We start from the raw sequence: 15533 nt of genomic DNA on the forward strand, positions 1-15533 counted from the left end.
TTTCTAGCTTATACAATTGAAACAAAAGTCAGAGCATAATCTATCAGAAGGACGATGCCAGCATCGATCTTTATATCAATGTTCCCAAGAATGACGTATGTAAAAAATCCAGAGAAATCTCTCTGGATTTTTGCTATGTTCAACATTTATAAATCTTGTAAATCGACGACTTCCAAACCATTTTCTGTTAAACGATAGATACTCGTACAGACCTCTTTTAAGAAGCGTCTGTCATGCGAAACAGTGATTAGACCGCCTGGATATGAGGCAAATAGTTTTCTGATTTCGGGTTGAGAGGTGGGAGAAAAGTTTCGTGTGGGCTCATCCAGAAGAAGAAAGTTCGGTTTGCGCAACACTAAATCTAAAAGTAGGAGTTTACCTTGTTGCCCGCCAGATAGGGAGCGGATTTGATGGTGCATCTCTGGATAGTTGAAATTGAGACTGGCTAGGTGAGATTGGATTTTCTGTAGTTCCTCTTTTTGTCCAGTTTGGCTGAGATAGGCTACTGGAGATAGATCTAATTGCAGTTTTTTATGGTAATCTTGTGGCATAAAACCAAGCGAAATTTCTCTTTTGGCGCTAAGTAGTTGCTGCAACTTGGCTAACAGAGTTGATTTCCCAACACCATTTGGCCCGATGATACCGATTTTATCTTGGCCACGGACCGTTAGTCGTAACTCCTGAGCTAAAATACGCTCGCCAATAGACAAATTTTCTTTTTCCAGTTGGACTAAGACTTTAGAAGCCGCTAATGGCTGGATGTCTGAAAAGAAGAGTTGGATTTGTTCCTCTTCAAGTGGCATTTGGGTCATGGACTGAGCTTCCTTTTCAAAGCGTTTTTCTTGAGAGAGAACAGTTTTCATCTTTTTAGCCAATAGGCGACCGGCAGTACTGTCTTTGGTAGCTCGAAGTGCAGTTTCTACATTTTGCTTGACGCGGCGATGTTTTTCCATGGTTTTGTCATAGGCTCTCTGGTCGTTAGCAGCTTGCTGACTTTGTCTTGCAAAACTAGCCTTTCTCTGCTCACTATAGCGATCATAGTCTAAATTTTCGATTAGTGTTTCTGCTTCTTTCCGATGCTTGACCAGTCGCAAGTGGACGATAGTATCAGCCGTTTGAGAAAGAAAGTCTTCATCATGGGAAATGAAAATAACAGTTTGCCTAATCTTTCGAATCTGACCTTTTAGCCAATCAACCGTCTCAAGGTCTAGGTCATTTGAAGGTTCATCTAAAAATAGAATCTCAAAAGGTTTTGCTAACTCGTGGATGAGCTGAATTTTCAAAGCTTCGCCCCCTGATAGACTGCCAATTTCTTGGTCGCTAGCAAAACGGTCGCTATCAAAGTGCAATTCCTCCGCCAAACGATAAAGAATACTGTAGTCTAAATCAGCAGAATCTAAAAAGAAGTAGTCATGTAGAGTCCTATTTTTCAGGATTTCAGGGATTTTTTGAGGAATGCATGCCAGTGATTGAAGGTCAGACTGGATGTCGCCCTTGATAGTAAAATCAGATAATGCTTCCCCCATTAAAGCTCGTAGTAAAGTCGATTTACCATTTCCTTCTTCACCAATAATAGCAACCTTTTCTCCGTCTTGGATAGTCATGGTTAGGTCAGATACAAGATCTCGTAGATCTTTGTTTTGCGTGATAGTTAGATGATTGATTTTTATCATATTGTTGCCCTTTCTAGAATGTCGATAGTGCATAACAAAAAGCTCTACTTTATCTAGTAGAGCCTAAAGTCACTGTCCAAAACTCTATTATCCTCGTTGAAAAGCTTGTCAAACTAGCTTGAAGCTGCCTAACCCAACCCAAGAGGAGCATAGCTTTCTAGTTTTTTGATTTTCAATGAGGGCAAGATACTAGAAAATCTAGTATAAAAAGAGCACACAAAAAGAGACAAAAACAAGATCTACTAAATAAAGATTCTTTATTTGATAGACTTAGTTGTTCATGTCTCCCTTACCTCCGAGTATTAGTACCTCTATCCTATACCTTTCAGGAAATTTTGTCAATAGAAAACAAGTAATTTCAAGCTCTAAAATCCAAAAACAGGTCCATAGAGAGTTAGCACGTGTTTGACATGTTCGTAGTGGAACTTGTCATAGTTGCGCCAAGCAGTACGAGCTTGATCATTCAGTTTTAGGCTACCCAGTCCAATCAGCAGACTGGTACGTTGGTAAAATTTCTCAAGGTCGATTAAGATACTGTTGTCCAGTTTTTCTGCTTTTTTTAGTTCCTTAAGAGTGGTGTTCAGCAGTTCTTGTAGACGGAAATCATCGGCTGTACCTTGTTTGCAGCTTTGGTAGCTTTTATTTAACTCGGATAGGAGTTGGTAAGCTTCAGTGATGAGTGCTTTGTCTTCCATATGGGCATCCTCCTTGCTCTGATGTATTCTTGCCTATAGTATAGCACTAATAGGAAAGTTTGTCATAGTAAATATGTTAAAAAATGAGATTTTAATATCAAAGTTTGGAAGGCTGACTTATAGCCTTTTCATGGTATAATCAAGTGAGTACATCTTTATGGAGGAAATATGAAGTTAAATATTCAAGAAATTCGTAAACAACCTGAAGGCCTGCATTTTAAACAAGCTTTAGACCTGGCAGCAGACTTGCGTAAACGAAGCCAAGAGATTTTAGATGTCAAAGATATCCTTGCAGTGGGGAAGGTGCAGTACGAAGACCGTCTGTATTTCTTAGACTATCAGTTGTCATATACCATTGTCCTTGCTTCCAGCCGCAGTATGGAGCCAGTTGAGTTGGCTGAATCTTATCCAGTCACAGAAGTTTTCATGGAAGGAGCGACCAACCAACTAGACCAGGAAGTTCTAGCTGATGATTTGGTCTTGCCTATCGAAAATGGGGAAATTGACCTTGCTGAGAGCGTAGCAGATAATATCTTACTCAATATCCCTATCAAAGTCTTGACGGCAGAAGAAGAGGCGGGCCAAGGTTTTGTATCAGGAAATGACTGGCAAATCATGACTGAAGACGAATATCAAGCCCAACAAGCAGTCAAGAAAGAAGAAAACAGTCCATTTGCTGGCTTGCAAGGACTGTTTGATGGAGACGAGTAGATGGTTTTATCCAAGAAACGTGCCCGTCATGTCATTGAGGAAATAATTGCCCTCTTTCCAGATGCTAAGCCTAGTCTTGATTTTACCAATCATTTTGAACTACTGGTTGCGGTGATGTTGTCAGCTCAGACCACAGATGCAGCGGTAAATAAGGCGACGCCAGGTCTCTTTGCTGCTTTTCCAACGCCACAAGCCATGTCTGTAGCGACAGAGAGTGAAATTGCTTCACACATTTCTCGCCTGGGACTGTATCGAAATAAGGCTAAATTCCTTAAAAAATGTGCCCAACAGTTACTAGACGATTTTGATGGTCAAGTGCCTCAGACTCGAGAGGAATTAGAAAGTTTAGCTGGTGTTGGTCGTAAAACAGCAAATGTAGTATTGAGTGTGGGGTTTGGAATTCCTGCTTTTGCAGTGGACACTCATGTGGAGCGTATCTGTAAGCATCACGATATCGTTAAAAAATCAGCTACGCCACTTGAAGTAGAAAAACGTGTTATGGATGTCTTGCCACCAGAAGAGTGGTTAGCAGCCCACCAGGCCATGATTTACTTTGGACGAGCTATCTGCCATCCCAAAAATCCAGAATGTGACCACTATCCCCAATTATATGATTTTAGTAATGTTTAAGGGGATTCTGAAAAAGTTTTTGCTTGATTTTAAGGGTGCTTTGTGCTATAGTAAATGATAACTAAATAGTCCTTTAAACCTGTCCCGTGAGGCAGGCAAGGAGCGCGATAAAGTAGAAGGGTGAAGTCTATACTGTTTATAGTAGGGCTCGCTTGGCTATACATTTCAAGTCTCCTTGTAGAAGGAGACTTTTCTTTTTGGAGGTTTGTCATGAAGACAAAAGAAGTTGTAGACGAATTGACTGTCAAACGAGCGATTACGCGAATTACTTATGAGATTATTGAGCGCAATAAAGATTTGAATAAAATTATCTTAGCTGGGATAAAAACGCGTGGTGTTTTCATCGCTCATCGTATCAAAGAACGCTTGGAGCAGTTGGAAAACATCACTGTTCCTGTTGTGGAATTGGACACCAAACCTTTCCGTGATGATGTTAAAAGCGGAGAAGATACTTCTTTGATTTCTGTTGATGTGACTGACCGTGAAGTTATCTTGGTGGATGATGTACTCTATACAGGCCGTACCATCCGTGCTGCTATTGATAATATTGTTGGCCATGGTCGTCCTGCGCGCGTGAGTCTTGCGGTGCTAGTTGACCGTGGACATAGAGAATTGCCTATCCGTCCAGATTACGTTGGGAAAAATATCCCAACCAGTCGTTCTGAAGAAATCATCGTAGAGATGACAGAACTTGATGGCCAAGACAGAGTTCTGATTACTGAAGAAGCTTAGAAAGCTGAAGGAGTAGCCATGTCAGAAAATCAACAAGCATTGAACCATGTGGTTTCCATGGAAGACCTTACAGTTGATCAAGTGATGAAATTGATCAAACGAGGAATCGAGTTTAAAAATGGAGCCCAACTTCCCTACGAGAACAAACCTATCGTATCGAATCTCTTCTTTGAAGATTCTACACGGACACATAAGTCCTTTGAAGTGGCAGAGATTAAACTAGGATTGGAGCGACTAGACTTTGATGTGAAGACTAGTTCGGTCAATAAGGGTGAGACACTGTATGATACCATCTTGACCCTATCTGCTTTAGGAGTGGATGTCTGTGTGATTCGCCACCCAGAGGTCGACTATTACAGAGAGTTGATTGCGAGTCCATCAATTACGACTTCCATCATCAATGGTGGAGATGGTTCGGGACAACATCCTAGTCAGAGCTTGCTTGATTTGATGACCATTTATGAGGAATTTGGGCACTTTGAGGGGCTCAAGGTCGCTATTGCAGGCGACTTGGACCACTCACGTGTTGCCAAATCCAATATGCAGATTTTGAAACGCTTGGGAGCTGAACTGTTCTTTGCAGGACCTGAGGAATGGAGAAGTCAAGAGTTTGCGGACTATGGACAGTTTGTAACTATTGATGAGATTGTTGATCAGGTGGATGTTTTGATGTTACTCCGAGTTCAACATGAACGCCATGAAAGTGGAGCTGTTTTTTCAAAAGAAGACTACCATGCTCAACACGGCTTGAACCAAGAACGCTATAATCGCTTAAAAGAAACAGCAATCATTATGCATCCTGCTCCAGTGAATCGAGATGTGGAAATTGCTGACCACTTGGTTGAAGCGCCAAAATCACGCATTGTCCAACAAATGACCAATGGTGTCTTTGTTCGAATGGCAATCTTAGAATCCGTATTGGCGAGTAGAAACGCCAACTAAAACACAAGACGTTAAAAGACGCCAGTGAGCGTCCACGAGAGGTGAAAATATGACAAAAAGACTTCTAGTATTAGAAGATGGTACAGTTTTTGAAGGCAAGGCCTTCGGAGCAGATATTGATGTAACAGGCGAAATCGTCTTTAATACAGGGATGACCGGCTACCAAGAATCCATTACAGACCAGTCTTATAATGGACAAATCTTGACCTTTACCTATCCTTTGGTGGGAAATTATGGAATTAACCGTGATGATTACGAATCCATTATTCCAACTTGTAAGGGAGTTGTCGTTTTCGAAGAGGCGCGTCGAGCTAGCAACTGGCGCAACCAAATGACCTTGGACGAATTCTTGAAAGCTAAGAAAATTCCGGGTATTTCAGGGATTGATACGCGTGCACTTACCAAGATTATCCGTAAGCATGGTACCATGCGTGCAACTTTGACTCATGTTGGGGACAGTATGGACCATGTGACGGACCAGCTCCAAGCAACAGTCTTGCCGACAGACAATATCAAGCAGGTTTCTACTAAAACTTCCTATCCGGCTCCTGGAGTTGGTTTGAGTGTGGTCTTAGTAGACTTTGGTCTCAAGCACTCAATTCTACGTGAACTTTCTAAGCGTAATTGTAACGTGACGGTTGTTCCGTATTCAACAACGGCAGAAGAAATTCTTCACCTAAATCCTGATGGAGTTATGTTGTCAAATGGTCCAGGTAACCCAGAAGACGTTCCAGAAGCACTGGACATGATTCGTGGTGTGCAAGGAAAAATTCCAATTTTCGGAATTTGTATGGGACACCAACTCTTTGCTATGGCAAACGGGGCTAAGACCTACAAGATGAAGTTTGGTCACCGTGGATTTAACCACGCGGTACGTGAGATTGCAACAGGACGTGTAGACTTTACCAGCCAAAACCATGGTTATGCAGTCAGCCGTGAGGACTTGCCAGAGCATTTGATCATTACCCACGAAGAAATCAATGACAAGTCAGTTGAAGGTGTACGTCACAGATATCAACCAGGTTTTTCTGTACAATTCCACCCAGACGCAGCTCCTGGTCCACACGACGCAAGCTACCTATTTGATGAATTTATCGAGATGATGGAAGCTTTTAAACAAGCAAACTAAAAACGAGTAAAAGCTCGTTGGAGAATTTATGTAACTGAACACGGACGGAAAGCTCGGAATTTAGAGAAACCAACTTGGATTGTCAATTCTTCCTTGGTTTTCTAAAATTCAATTGCTTTCTATTCGTCCTTTGTATCTTATTTAATGTCGCTCTGTGAGGCGACGAATAGAAAGGCAGGTCGTTTCTTTTAGTCGCTATCAGGCGAACTAAAAACTCCCTGCACTAGATTTTTTATCGAAAAATATCGTTTCTCTAAAAAATCGTCGGAGAATTTATTTAATGTCGCTCTGTGAGGCGACGAATAGAAAGGAGAAGGGTGGTCCGTATTTGCTGAACTGAATACGGGCTACGGACGGTGCTAAAAAGATAGTTATTCCTAGAACTGATAGTTCTTCGTCATAACTCCTATTTTAGCTTTGCCCGCTTGACGCCCTTAATATCTTATAAATGCCTAAACGTACTGATATTCAAAAAATTATGGTGATTGGTTCTGGTCCGATTATTATTGGTCAGGCTGCTGAGTTTGACTACGCGGGGACCCAGGCCTGCTTGTCTTTGAAAGAGGAAGGCTATGAGGTTGTTTTGGTGAACTCAAACCCTGCAACCATCATGACGGACAAGGAGATTGCGGACAAGGTTTACATCGAGCCGATTACACTTGAGTTTGTGACACGTATTCTCCGTAAGGAACGTCCTGATGCTTTGCTTCCAACTCTTGGAGGTCAGACAGGACTCAATATGGCCATGGAATTGTCTAAAAACGGTATTCTAGATGAATTGGGAGTAGAGCTTCTAGGTACTAAATTATCTGCCATCGACCAAGCGGAGGACCGTGACCTCTTTAAACAATTGATGGAAGAGCTTGAGCAGCCGATCCCTGAATCTGAAATTGTCAACACAGTGGAAGAAGCTGTTGCCTTTGCGGCATCAATCGGGTACCCTGTTATCGTTCGTCCAGCCTTTACCCTTGGTGGTACTGGTGGTGGTATGTGTGCCAACGAAGAAGAATTACGTGAAATCGCTGAAAATGGGTTGAAACTGTCACCTGTTACCCAATGTTTGATTGAACGTTCAATCGCAGGTTTCAAGGAAATCGAGTACGAAGTGATGCGCGATTCAGCTGACAATGCCCTCGTTGTTTGTAACATGGAAAACTTTGACCCAGTTGGGATTCATACAGGGGATTCTATCGTATTTGCTCCTGCACAAACCATGTCAGACTATGAAAACCAAATGCTACGTGACGCGAGCTTGAGCATTATTCGCGCACTCAAGATTGAAGGTGGGTGTAACGTTCAGCTGGCCCTTGATCCGCATAGCTTCAAGTACTATGTTATCGAAGTAAACCCTCGTGTATCGCGTTCGTCAGCCCTTGCTTCTAAGGCGACGGGTTATCCGATTGCCAAATTGGCTGCTAAGATTGCCGTCGGTTTGACATTGGATGAGGTTATCAACCCAGTTACAGGTTCAACCTATGCCATGTTTGAGCCAGCCCTTGACTACGTGGTTGCGAAAATTCCACGTTTCCCATTTGACAAGTTTGAAAAAGGTGAGCGTCGTCTTGGTACTCAGATGAAGGCGACTGGAGAAGTCATGGCCATCGGTCGGAACATCGAGGAGTCTCTTCTAAAAGCCTGTCGTTCACTTGAAATTGGGGTTCACCATAATGAAATGCCTGAACTGGCATCTGTTTCTGATGATGCCTTGATTGAAAAGGTTGTCAAGGCCCAAGATGACCGTCTCTTCTACGTATCAGAAGCTATTCGTCGTGGTTACACACCAGAAGAAATTGCTGAATTGACCAAGATTGATATCTTCTATCTGGATAAACTCTTGCACATCTTTGAAATTGAGCAAGAATTAGGTGCCCATCCACAAGATCTAGAAGTCTTGAAAACAGCTAAACTCAATGGATTTTCAGACCGCAAGATTGCGGAACTCTGGAAAACGACAGCTGAGCAAGTTCGCCAACTTCGCTTGGAAAACAAGATTGTCCCAGTTTACAAGATGGTTGATACCTGTGCGGCAGAATTTGACTCTGAAACACCATATTTCTATTCAACCTATGGATGGGAAAATGAGTCTATCAAGTCTGATAAGGAATCCGTCCTAGTCCTAGGTTCAGGTCCAATCCGTATCGGTCAAGGGGTTGAGTTTGACTATGCAACTGTTCACTCTGTTAAGGCGATCCAAGCAGCTGGTTATGAAGCCATCATCATGAACTCAAACCCAGAGACCGTTTCAACAGACTTCTCGGTATCTGACAAGCTCTACTTTGAACCATTGACATTCGAAGATGTCATGAATGTCATTGATTTGGAGCAACCAAAAGGCGTTATCGTTCAGTTCGGTGGTCAAACAGCTATCAACCTTGCCGAGCCCTTGGCAAAAGCAGGTGTGACCATTCTTGGTACCCAAGTAGCTGACTTGGATCGTGCCGAAGACCGCGACCTCTTCGAGCAAGCCCTCAAAGACTTGGATATTCCACAGCCACCAGGTCAAACAGCAACCAATGAAGAAGAAGCCGTGCTTGCAGCTCGCAAGATTGGATTCCCAGTCCTCGTTCGCCCATCTTATGTCTTGGGTGGACGTGCTATGGAAATCGTCGAAAACGAAAAAGACCTTCGTTCTTACATGGGTACCGCTGTTAAGGCCAGTCCAGACCACCCAGTCCTTGTTGACTCTTACATCGTTGGGCAAGAGTGTGAAGTTGATGCCATCTCAGATGGAAAAAATGTCCTTATTCCTGGTATCATGGAGCATATCGAACGTGCCGGTGTCCACTCAGGTGACTCAATGGCCGTTTATCCACCACAAACCTTGTCGCAAAAGGTGCAGGAAACCATCGCAGACTATACCAAACGTCTAGCAATAGGTCTTAACTGTCTTGGAATGATGAACATCCAGTTTGTCATCAAGGATGAAAAAGTCTACGTTATTGAGGTCAATCCACGTGCAAGCCGTACGGTTCCATTCCTTTCTAAGGTAACCAATATTCCTATGGCTCAGGTAGCGACTAAGCTCATTCTTGGTCAAAGTCTTGAGGAACTGGGTTACCAAGATGGACTTTACCCAGAAAGCACTCGTGTTCATATCAAGGCGCCTGTCTTCTCCTTTACGAAACTAGCTAAGGTAGACAGCTTGCTTGGTCCTGAAATGAAGTCAACAGGGGAAGTTATGGGTTCTGATACTACTTTGGAAAAAGCTCTCTATAAAGCCTTTGAAGCTTCTTACCTTCACTTGCCAACCTTTGGAAATGTAGTCTTTACCATCGCTGATGATGCTAAAGAAGAGGCCTTGGACTTGGCTCGTCGTTTCCAAAATATTGGCTATGGAATCCTCGCGACAGAGGGGACAGCAGCCTTCTTTGCCAGTCATGGACTGCAAGCTCAACCTGTTGGTAAGATTGGTGATGACGATCAGGATATCCCAAGCTTTGTTCGCAAAGGGAAAATCCAAGCGATTATCAATACTGTCGGAACCAAACGAACTGCTGACGAAGATGGTGAGCAAATCCGTCGTTCAGCCATTGAACACGGTGTGCCACTCTTTACAGCCCTAGATACAGCTAATGCCATGCTCAAGGTGCTAGAAAGCCGTAGTTTTGTCACAGAAGCGATCTAGTTGAGAAAGAATTTCACAGTTTTAAAGCCAGCGTTAGAAAACGCTGGTTTTTGCAATACAGCTATTGTCTATTTCAACCATGATTCTTTCCTTAAGAATCATTCTAAATTGTGATATAATAAGGGAGAATTGGAAATGGAAAACTATTTTCATTATATTTTCAAAAATTCCATTAAGAAAATAGGTAAAGACAGATTAGAAAGTGTAAAATTCCGATGTCTTCTTACAAAAAAGTCTCTCTTTCTGAGATCAACCAATCTATTGAAACTCCCAATAACAATCATTTTTGGCAAAATCTAAAAGCATTCTTAGGACCTGGAGCCCTTGTAGCAGTTGGTTATATGGATCCTGGAAACTGGATTACCAGTGTGGTTGGTGGTGCTTCCTACAAATATAGTCTCTTATTTGTTATTTTGATTTCATCCATCATCGCCATGCAGCTACAACAGATGGCTGGAAAGCTCGGTATCGTGACTAGGATGGACCTAGCACAGGCAACAGCACATCATGCTCCCAAGTGGCTTCGCTATAGTTTGTGGGTGATTTTAGAATTAGCTTTAATGGCGACAGACTTAGCCGAGGTTTTAGGCTCAGCGATTGCCTTAAATCTTTTATTTAAAATACCGATTATGGTCGCTATCCTCTTAACCGTTTTAGATGTATTTTTGTTACTTTTATTGATGAAATTTGGCTTCAAAAAAATTGAAGCCATTGTTACGACCCTTATTTTAACCATATTAGCCATCTTTACCTATCTGGTGGCCTTATCCAATCCAAGTATTCAGGGTATTTTTGGTGGTTATTTACCGACTCCAACATTATTTGAAACACCATTACCAGGTCATGAAAGCCAATTGACCTTGGCTCTAGGGATTGTAGGTGCGACAGTCATGCCCCATAATCTCTATCTCCATTCCTCCCTATCCCAAACAAGGAAAATCAATCACAAAGATAAGAAGGATGTTCGAAAAGCCGTGCGTTTTATGACCTGGGATTCAAATATTCAGCTGTCTCTAGCCTTTATTGTCAATTCCTTGCTTCTTATTTTAGGGGCATCTCTCTTTTTTGGGCATGCATCTGAAATTTCAGCTTTCTCCCAAATGTACAATGCTTTACAGGATTCGACGATAGCAGGAGCGATAGCTAGTTCAACTCTGTCAACTTTATTTGCCCTAGCCCTCTTAGCAAGTGGTCAAAATTCGACCATTACAGGTACTTTGACAGGACAGATTGTCATGGAAGGTTTCTTGCATCTGAAATTACCTCAGTGGATTATCCGTATCGGTACACGGATTTTTGCCTTACTCCCTGTGATTATTGTTGCCGTTTTGTTTGGGCATCAAGAAAAAACTTTGGATAAGTTATTGGTCTATTCACAGGTTTTTCTGTCAATCGCTCTTCCGTTTTCAATCTTCCCCTTAATCTATCTGACCTCTAAGAAGTCACTGATGGGAGAATTCACCAATGCCAAGTGGAACACTATCCTAGGTTACGCAGTTTCAATCATCTTGACCATTCTCAATATCAAGCTTCTTTTCGATATTTATTAACCTCGTTTGAAATCAATCATAGCGTCAGCGTGAAGGTTGACAAATAGAAAGTAGTAGTGATTGGTTCATAAAAATAAGTACAAAAAAAGAACAGTGGTAACTGTTCTTTTTTATCATTATTTGAGACCGTATTTTTTGTTGAAACGATCCACGCGTCCATCTGCTTGAGTGAACTTTTGACGTCCAGTGTAGAATGGGTGTGAGTCTGATGAAATTTCCACACGGATCAATGGGTAAGTTTCGCCTTCGAACTCAACAGTTTCGTTAGAGCGTTTTGTTGAACCGCTAAGGAATTTGTAACCAGTAGTTGTGTCCATGAAGACAACTGGGCGATATTCTGGATGGATATCTTTTTTCATTTTGCAATATTTCCTTTCTGCCATGGTCTCTTTGCGAGCCATAGATTGTTACTATACTAGTCTATCAGATTCTGATAAGTTTGGCAAGTCTTTTCCCTGATTTTATTAAAAATCTTGATAAAAAATCACTCCAGTGTTTACTGGAGTGAGGGTAGAAGAATGATTAGTTCTCTTGATTTGGAGCTTTTTCTTCTTTTTGCTCGGTTTCCTCTTTAGCTGTCTCTGTTTTATCAGCTGTAGTTTCTTCTTTTTTACGTTCTTGGGATTCTTTTTTGATTTCTTCGACTGCAGTTTTAACGGTAGAGCTTGTTACACGTCCGACAGTTTGAGCAAAATCTTTACCAGATTCAGCTAATTCAGTAAATGACTCTTTTGTAATTTTACCACCTGACATTGCCAAGAGACCAGTTACAACTAGTGCAATGCTAGCAAGAATGGCTAAAATCAAACCAAAGCCGATTGAAATGCCATATCCACCAAAGTTAGACATGTACTTATTTACATTAAAGAGACTATTTAGTGTAACGAGAGTTGCAATTGCACCCGCAACAATGACACCAATTGAGAACCCTTTAGGCATTGCTTTATTCATATTATTCAAGCACGCAAGAACAATAGACACAATAGCCGCGATAATGACAAACCACCCATCACCTTGGTAACCATTCACGCTATAGGATCCAAAAGAACCTGCATTTAAACTAGCCCATGGCAAGAGTGAACCAAGGATTGCTACTCCAGCAGAAATGAGGATAAACAAACGATTTTTTTCCATTATTAAGTCTCCTTTTATTCAGTTTGATTTATTATACCATAAACTGAGGTACAAAGAAACCGTATATTTTAAGAATCTAGCATATAAAAGGCCAAGAAAATTTTTTCTTAGCCTTGGTGAATCTGTAGAACCTCTTTCAGTTCTTGGTATATTTGTTCGTTTTCTTCTAGACTATAGGAATTGGCGCCACTGGCTAATGGATGCCCTCCTCCGTCGTGTCGTTTGGCAATTTCATTGATAGGGGTGATTTTACTGCGCATTCGCACACGGAAGTGCCCATCAGCTTGTTCAACAAAGATAGCCCAAACCTTAACAGTATCAATTCGACCAGGTGCTCCGACAATCGCTGCTGTTTCAGCATCCGTAACCTTATATTTTTCCAAGATGTCTTGAGTAAGTAGAACGCGTGCAGCTCCATTTTCATCAACTTCTAAGTGATCATAAACATACCCTTGCAATTTTGCAATCTTGAAGCTCATGGTATCCATTTGACGAGACAGTCCAGCAAAGTCAAAATCAATTTCTCGGAGCTGGCCAGCTATTCTAAAGGTACGAGCACTAGTTGAAGGGTAGAGAAAACGCCCCGTGTCCCCGACAATTCCTGCATAGAGAAGCCGTGCCGCTTCACTAGACAAAGTTAGCTGATTTTCTTGAGCAAATAATGCAATCATCTCACTGGCACTGCTTGAACTTGTATCCACCCAAGATAGGTCACCATAGATATCATCATTTGGATGGTGATCAATTTTGATGGTGAAAGCAGCTTGTTCGTAGCGTTTATCATCGATACGAGGACGATTCGCTGTATCACAAATAATAGCAAGAGCTCCTTGGTAGTCACTGTCTTGGACACTATCCATTTCCGCCATCCAAGTTAGAGTTGGTTCGTTATAACCGACTGCTTTGATGGTCTTTTCTGGAAAATGGTGCTTGAGCAAGGCTTTCAAGCCTACCTGACTTCCCAAGGCATCAGGGTCTGGTTTCATATGACGGTGAATGATAATGGTATCGTATTCTTTGATTTTCTCTAAAATTTGCTGGCAAATTTCCATAAATAACCTCAATTCTTTCTCATTTCATTGTAGCACAAGAATTTTTATTTTTAAAATGAAAAAGATATGATATAATGGAGAAAGATAAATTGAGGAGGACGTTATGGCATTAGCAAAAATTGTATTTGCCAGTATGACCGGTAATACCGAAGAAATTGCAGATATTGTAGCAGACAAATTGCGTGATTTGGGCTTGGATGTCGATGTGGATGAATGTACGACTGTTGACGCTTCAGACTTCTTGGAAGCGGACATCGCAATCGTTGCGACTTACACCTACGGTGATGGAGAATTGCCAGATGAGATGATGGACTTTTACGAAGACCTAGCAGATCTCAACTTGAATGGCAAAATCTACGGAGTGGTCGGTTCAGGAGATACCTTCTACGACGAATTCTGTAAGGCTGTTGATGACTTTGATCGCGTTTTTGTAGCGACAGGAGCAGAAAAAGGTTCAGAGTGTGTTAAAGTAGACCTCTCTGCTGAGGAAGAAGATATCGAACGTTTGGAACAATTCGCAGAAGAATTGGCTGCAAAAGTAGGATAAGAATCAAACTGCGCTGACTGGAATAAGTCGGTGCGTTTTTTTATTAGTTATTTTGGGATTTTACTAGCCTATTTGATGGCTTTTTGATACAATAATTCAAATAAAGGAGGAGGTACTATGAATTTAGATATTATTCGGCAAGAAATTGATCAAATCGACGACCAAATCGTCAAGCTCCTAGAAGAACGGATGCACTTAGTTGAAGGGGTTGTCGCTTATAAGAAAGCATCTGGTAAGCCAATCTTAGATTCTAAGCGAGAAGAAGTCATTTTTGAAAAGGTAAGGAGTCGTGTAGAGGATAAGCGCTATCAGGAGACCATTGTTGCGACTTTTTCAGATATTCTCAAACGTTCGCGTGATTATCAGGATCAAAACATCAAATGAAAAAAGAACAATTCTATCCGCTAGAGATTTTTCTGGCTGCCATGTTGGGTGGCCTTGTCCGCTACTTTGTATCTAGTCAGTTGCCAGCCAGTCCTGAATTTCCTTGGGGAACCCTTCTCGTCAATTATCTGGGAATATTCTGCCTGGTCTATCTGGTAAAAGGCTATCTGGCCCATAAGGGAACTAGTAAAGGCTTGGTTTTGGCGCTGGGGACGGGTTTTTGCGGAGGTTTAACAACCTTTTCTAGTCTAATACTTGATGCTGTGAAATTGCTCGATACCGGGCGTTATCTTAGCTTAATCATCTATCTGCTTTTGAGTATTGGAGGAGGTCTGCTATTGGCTTATGTTCTAGGGAGGAAGAAATGGTAATCGTTTATCTTGCAATCGCCTGCGGGTTCGGAGCCCTGGTGCGTTATTTCTTTTCCCGCTATAATCAAGCTTCTAAATTGCCACTGGGTACTCTCATTGCCAATCTTCTAGGATGTTTTTTGATTGGCCTACTCTACAATCATGTGGAGTCCAAGGAAGTCTATGCCATCCTAGCGACAGGTTTTTGTGGAGGGTTAACGACCTTTTCAACCTTGAATGATGAGCTGCAAAGACTAATCAGTGACAAGAAGGTATTTTATAGCTATTTAGCCTCAACATACATAGGCGGTTTTCTAGCGATTTTTTTAGGAATTCTGCTATAAATTTCTTTACTTTTAGGTGGAAATTTGGTAAACTG

The 15533-nt window shown here is 41.7% G+C and carries 16 protein-coding genes; 11 read left to right on the plus strand and 5 right to left on the minus strand.

The features are described from left to right. Nucleotides 1-146: 146 nt before the first annotated feature. Nucleotides 147-1706 carry an ATP-binding cassette domain-containing protein gene (locus HMPREF8578_RS08190; RefSeq protein ID WP_025168833.1) on the minus strand — a complete coding sequence of 520 codons (1560 nt, stop codon included), beginning with the start codon at nucleotides 1704-1706 and terminating at the stop codon, nucleotides 147-149. 332 nt (nucleotides 1707-2038) lie between these two features. Next, nucleotides 2039-2368: a hypothetical protein gene (locus HMPREF8578_RS08195; protein WP_000389549.1), complete on the minus strand. Its 330-nt coding sequence runs from the start codon at nucleotides 2366-2368 to the stop codon at nucleotides 2039-2041. Between the two features lie 168 nt (nucleotides 2369-2536). Between HMPREF8578_RS08195 and HMPREF8578_RS08200 the strand changes: the two genes are divergently transcribed. From HMPREF8578_RS08200 to HMPREF8578_RS08230, 7 genes are all read left to right on the plus strand, one after another. Beyond that, entirely contained in the window at nucleotides 2537-3079 is a 543-nt protein-coding gene (locus HMPREF8578_RS08200) for a YceD family protein (RefSeq protein ID WP_000773207.1), read from the plus strand. Further along, complete coding sequence (gene nth, locus HMPREF8578_RS08205; RefSeq protein ID WP_000244435.1) at nucleotides 3080-3709, plus strand: endonuclease III; 630 nt, start codon at nucleotides 3080-3082, stop codon at nucleotides 3707-3709. It begins immediately after the preceding gene. Nucleotides 3710-3919: 210 nt separating this feature from the next. Continuing rightward, on the plus strand, nucleotides 3920-4441 hold the full coding sequence (gene pyrR / locus HMPREF8578_RS08210; protein WP_000850018.1) for a bifunctional pyr operon transcriptional regulator/uracil phosphoribosyltransferase PyrR: 522 nt from the start codon (nucleotides 3920-3922) through the stop codon (nucleotides 4439-4441). Nucleotides 4442-4459: 18 nt separating this feature from the next. After that, nucleotides 4460-5383 (plus strand): aspartate carbamoyltransferase catalytic subunit, encoded by a 924-nt coding sequence (locus HMPREF8578_RS08215; RefSeq protein ID WP_001293854.1) that lies wholly within the window; start codon nucleotides 4460-4462, stop codon nucleotides 5381-5383. A 49-nt stretch (nucleotides 5384-5432) separates the two neighbouring features. Continuing rightward, nucleotides 5433-6512 (plus strand): carbamoyl phosphate synthase small subunit, encoded by a 1080-nt coding sequence (locus HMPREF8578_RS08220; protein ID WP_000166847.1) that lies wholly within the window; start codon nucleotides 5433-5435, stop codon nucleotides 6510-6512. 448 nt (nucleotides 6513-6960) lie between these two features. Next, the gene (gene carB / locus HMPREF8578_RS08225) at nucleotides 6961-10137 is read left to right on the plus strand and encodes a carbamoyl-phosphate synthase large subunit (RefSeq protein ID WP_002893154.1); all 3177 of its coding nucleotides are present in this window, start codon (nucleotides 6961-6963) and stop codon (nucleotides 10135-10137) included. A gap of 215 nt (nucleotides 10138-10352) precedes the next feature. Continuing rightward, nucleotides 10353-11687, plus strand: coding sequence for an Nramp family divalent metal transporter (locus HMPREF8578_RS08230; protein ID WP_000100512.1), 1335 nt, complete (start codon nucleotides 10353-10355; stop codon nucleotides 11685-11687). 116 nt (nucleotides 11688-11803) lie between these two features. On the opposite strand, the gene HMPREF8578_RS08235 is transcribed toward HMPREF8578_RS08230, so the two are convergent. The 3 genes from HMPREF8578_RS08235 to HMPREF8578_RS08245 all read right to left on the minus strand — a co-directional run bounded on the left by HMPREF8578_RS08235 (nucleotide 11804) and on the right by HMPREF8578_RS08245 (nucleotide 13873). Then, nucleotides 11804-12046, minus strand: a complete 243-nt coding sequence (locus HMPREF8578_RS08235; RefSeq protein ID WP_000710762.1) for a type B 50S ribosomal protein L31 — start codon at nucleotides 12044-12046, stop codon at nucleotides 11804-11806. A gap of 163 nt (nucleotides 12047-12209) precedes the next feature. Continuing rightward, complete coding sequence (locus HMPREF8578_RS08240; RefSeq protein WP_002893156.1) at nucleotides 12210-12821, minus strand: hypothetical protein; 612 nt, start codon at nucleotides 12819-12821, stop codon at nucleotides 12210-12212. A gap of 107 nt (nucleotides 12822-12928) precedes the next feature. Continuing rightward, the gene (locus HMPREF8578_RS08245; protein WP_000401786.1) at nucleotides 12929-13873 is read right to left on the minus strand and encodes a DHH family phosphoesterase; all 945 of its coding nucleotides are present in this window, start codon (nucleotides 13871-13873) and stop codon (nucleotides 12929-12931) included. A gap of 103 nt (nucleotides 13874-13976) precedes the next feature. On the opposite strand from HMPREF8578_RS08245, the gene HMPREF8578_RS08250 reads away from it, so the two are divergent. The 4 genes from HMPREF8578_RS08250 to crcB (HMPREF8578_RS08265) all read left to right on the plus strand — a co-directional run bounded on the left by HMPREF8578_RS08250 (nucleotide 13977) and on the right by crcB (HMPREF8578_RS08265) (nucleotide 15498). Beyond that, nucleotides 13977-14420, plus strand: coding sequence for a flavodoxin (locus tag HMPREF8578_RS08250; protein WP_001162125.1), 444 nt, complete (start codon nucleotides 13977-13979; stop codon nucleotides 14418-14420). 117 nt (nucleotides 14421-14537) lie between these two features. Beyond that, nucleotides 14538-14804 (plus strand): chorismate mutase, encoded by a 267-nt coding sequence (locus HMPREF8578_RS08255; RefSeq protein ID WP_001046955.1) that lies wholly within the window; start codon nucleotides 14538-14540, stop codon nucleotides 14802-14804. Beyond that, nucleotides 14801-15175, plus strand: a complete 375-nt coding sequence (gene crcB, locus HMPREF8578_RS08260; protein WP_000712080.1) for a fluoride efflux transporter CrcB — start codon at nucleotides 14801-14803, stop codon at nucleotides 15173-15175. Before HMPREF8578_RS08255 ends, crcB (HMPREF8578_RS08260) begins: the two co-directional genes overlap by 4 nt. After that, a complete protein-coding gene (crcB, locus tag HMPREF8578_RS08265) occupies nucleotides 15169-15498 on the plus strand; it encodes a fluoride efflux transporter CrcB (protein ID WP_000237394.1) in 330 nt (109 codons plus the stop codon). Before crcB (HMPREF8578_RS08260) ends, crcB (HMPREF8578_RS08265) begins: the two co-directional genes overlap by 7 nt. The last annotated feature ends 35 nt before the right edge of the window (nucleotides 15499-15533 follow it).

The sequence above is a fragment of the Streptococcus oralis ATCC 49296 genome (assembly GCF_000185265.1).
GTDB classification, from domain to species: Bacteria; Bacillota; Bacilli; order Lactobacillales; family Streptococcaceae; genus Streptococcus; species Streptococcus oralis_BC.

Coding starts and splice junctions, on each gene's coding strand:
- HMPREF8578_RS08190 (WP_025168833.1), bottom strand. CDS start 1,706: ATGCACTATCGACATTCTAGAAAGGGCAACAATATGATAAAAATCAAT.
- HMPREF8578_RS08195 (WP_000389549.1), bottom strand. CDS start 2,368: ATGGAAGACAAAGCACTCATCACTGAAGCTTACCAACTCCTATCCGAG.
- HMPREF8578_RS08200 (WP_000773207.1), top strand. CDS start 2,537: ATGAAGTTAAATATTCAAGAAATTCGTAAACAACCTGAAGGCCTGCAT.
- nth (WP_000244435.1), top strand. CDS start 3,080: ATGGTTTTATCCAAGAAACGTGCCCGTCATGTCATTGAGGAAATAATT.
- pyrR (WP_000850018.1), top strand. CDS start 3,920: ATGAAGACAAAAGAAGTTGTAGACGAATTGACTGTCAAACGAGCGATT.
- HMPREF8578_RS08215 (WP_001293854.1), top strand. CDS start 4,460: ATGTCAGAAAATCAACAAGCATTGAACCATGTGGTTTCCATGGAAGAC.
- HMPREF8578_RS08220 (WP_000166847.1), top strand. CDS start 5,433: ATGACAAAAAGACTTCTAGTATTAGAAGATGGTACAGTTTTTGAAGGC.
- carB (WP_002893154.1), top strand. CDS start 6,961: ATGCCTAAACGTACTGATATTCAAAAAATTATGGTGATTGGTTCTGGT.
- HMPREF8578_RS08230 (WP_000100512.1), top strand. CDS start 10,353: ATGTCTTCTTACAAAAAAGTCTCTCTTTCTGAGATCAACCAATCTATT.
- HMPREF8578_RS08235 (WP_000710762.1), bottom strand. CDS start 12,046: ATGAAAAAAGATATCCATCCAGAATATCGCCCAGTTGTCTTCATGGAC.
- HMPREF8578_RS08240 (WP_002893156.1), bottom strand. CDS start 12,821: ATGGAAAAAAATCGTTTGTTTATCCTCATTTCTGCTGGAGTAGCAATC.
- HMPREF8578_RS08245 (WP_000401786.1), bottom strand. CDS start 13,873: ATGGAAATTTGCCAGCAAATTTTAGAGAAAATCAAAGAATACGATACC.
- HMPREF8578_RS08250 (WP_001162125.1), top strand. CDS start 13,977: ATGGCATTAGCAAAAATTGTATTTGCCAGTATGACCGGTAATACCGAA.
- HMPREF8578_RS08255 (WP_001046955.1), top strand. CDS start 14,538: ATGAATTTAGATATTATTCGGCAAGAAATTGATCAAATCGACGACCAA.
- crcB (WP_000712080.1), top strand. CDS start 14,801: ATGAAAAAAGAACAATTCTATCCGCTAGAGATTTTTCTGGCTGCCATG.
- crcB (WP_000237394.1), top strand. CDS start 15,169: ATGGTAATCGTTTATCTTGCAATCGCCTGCGGGTTCGGAGCCCTGGTG.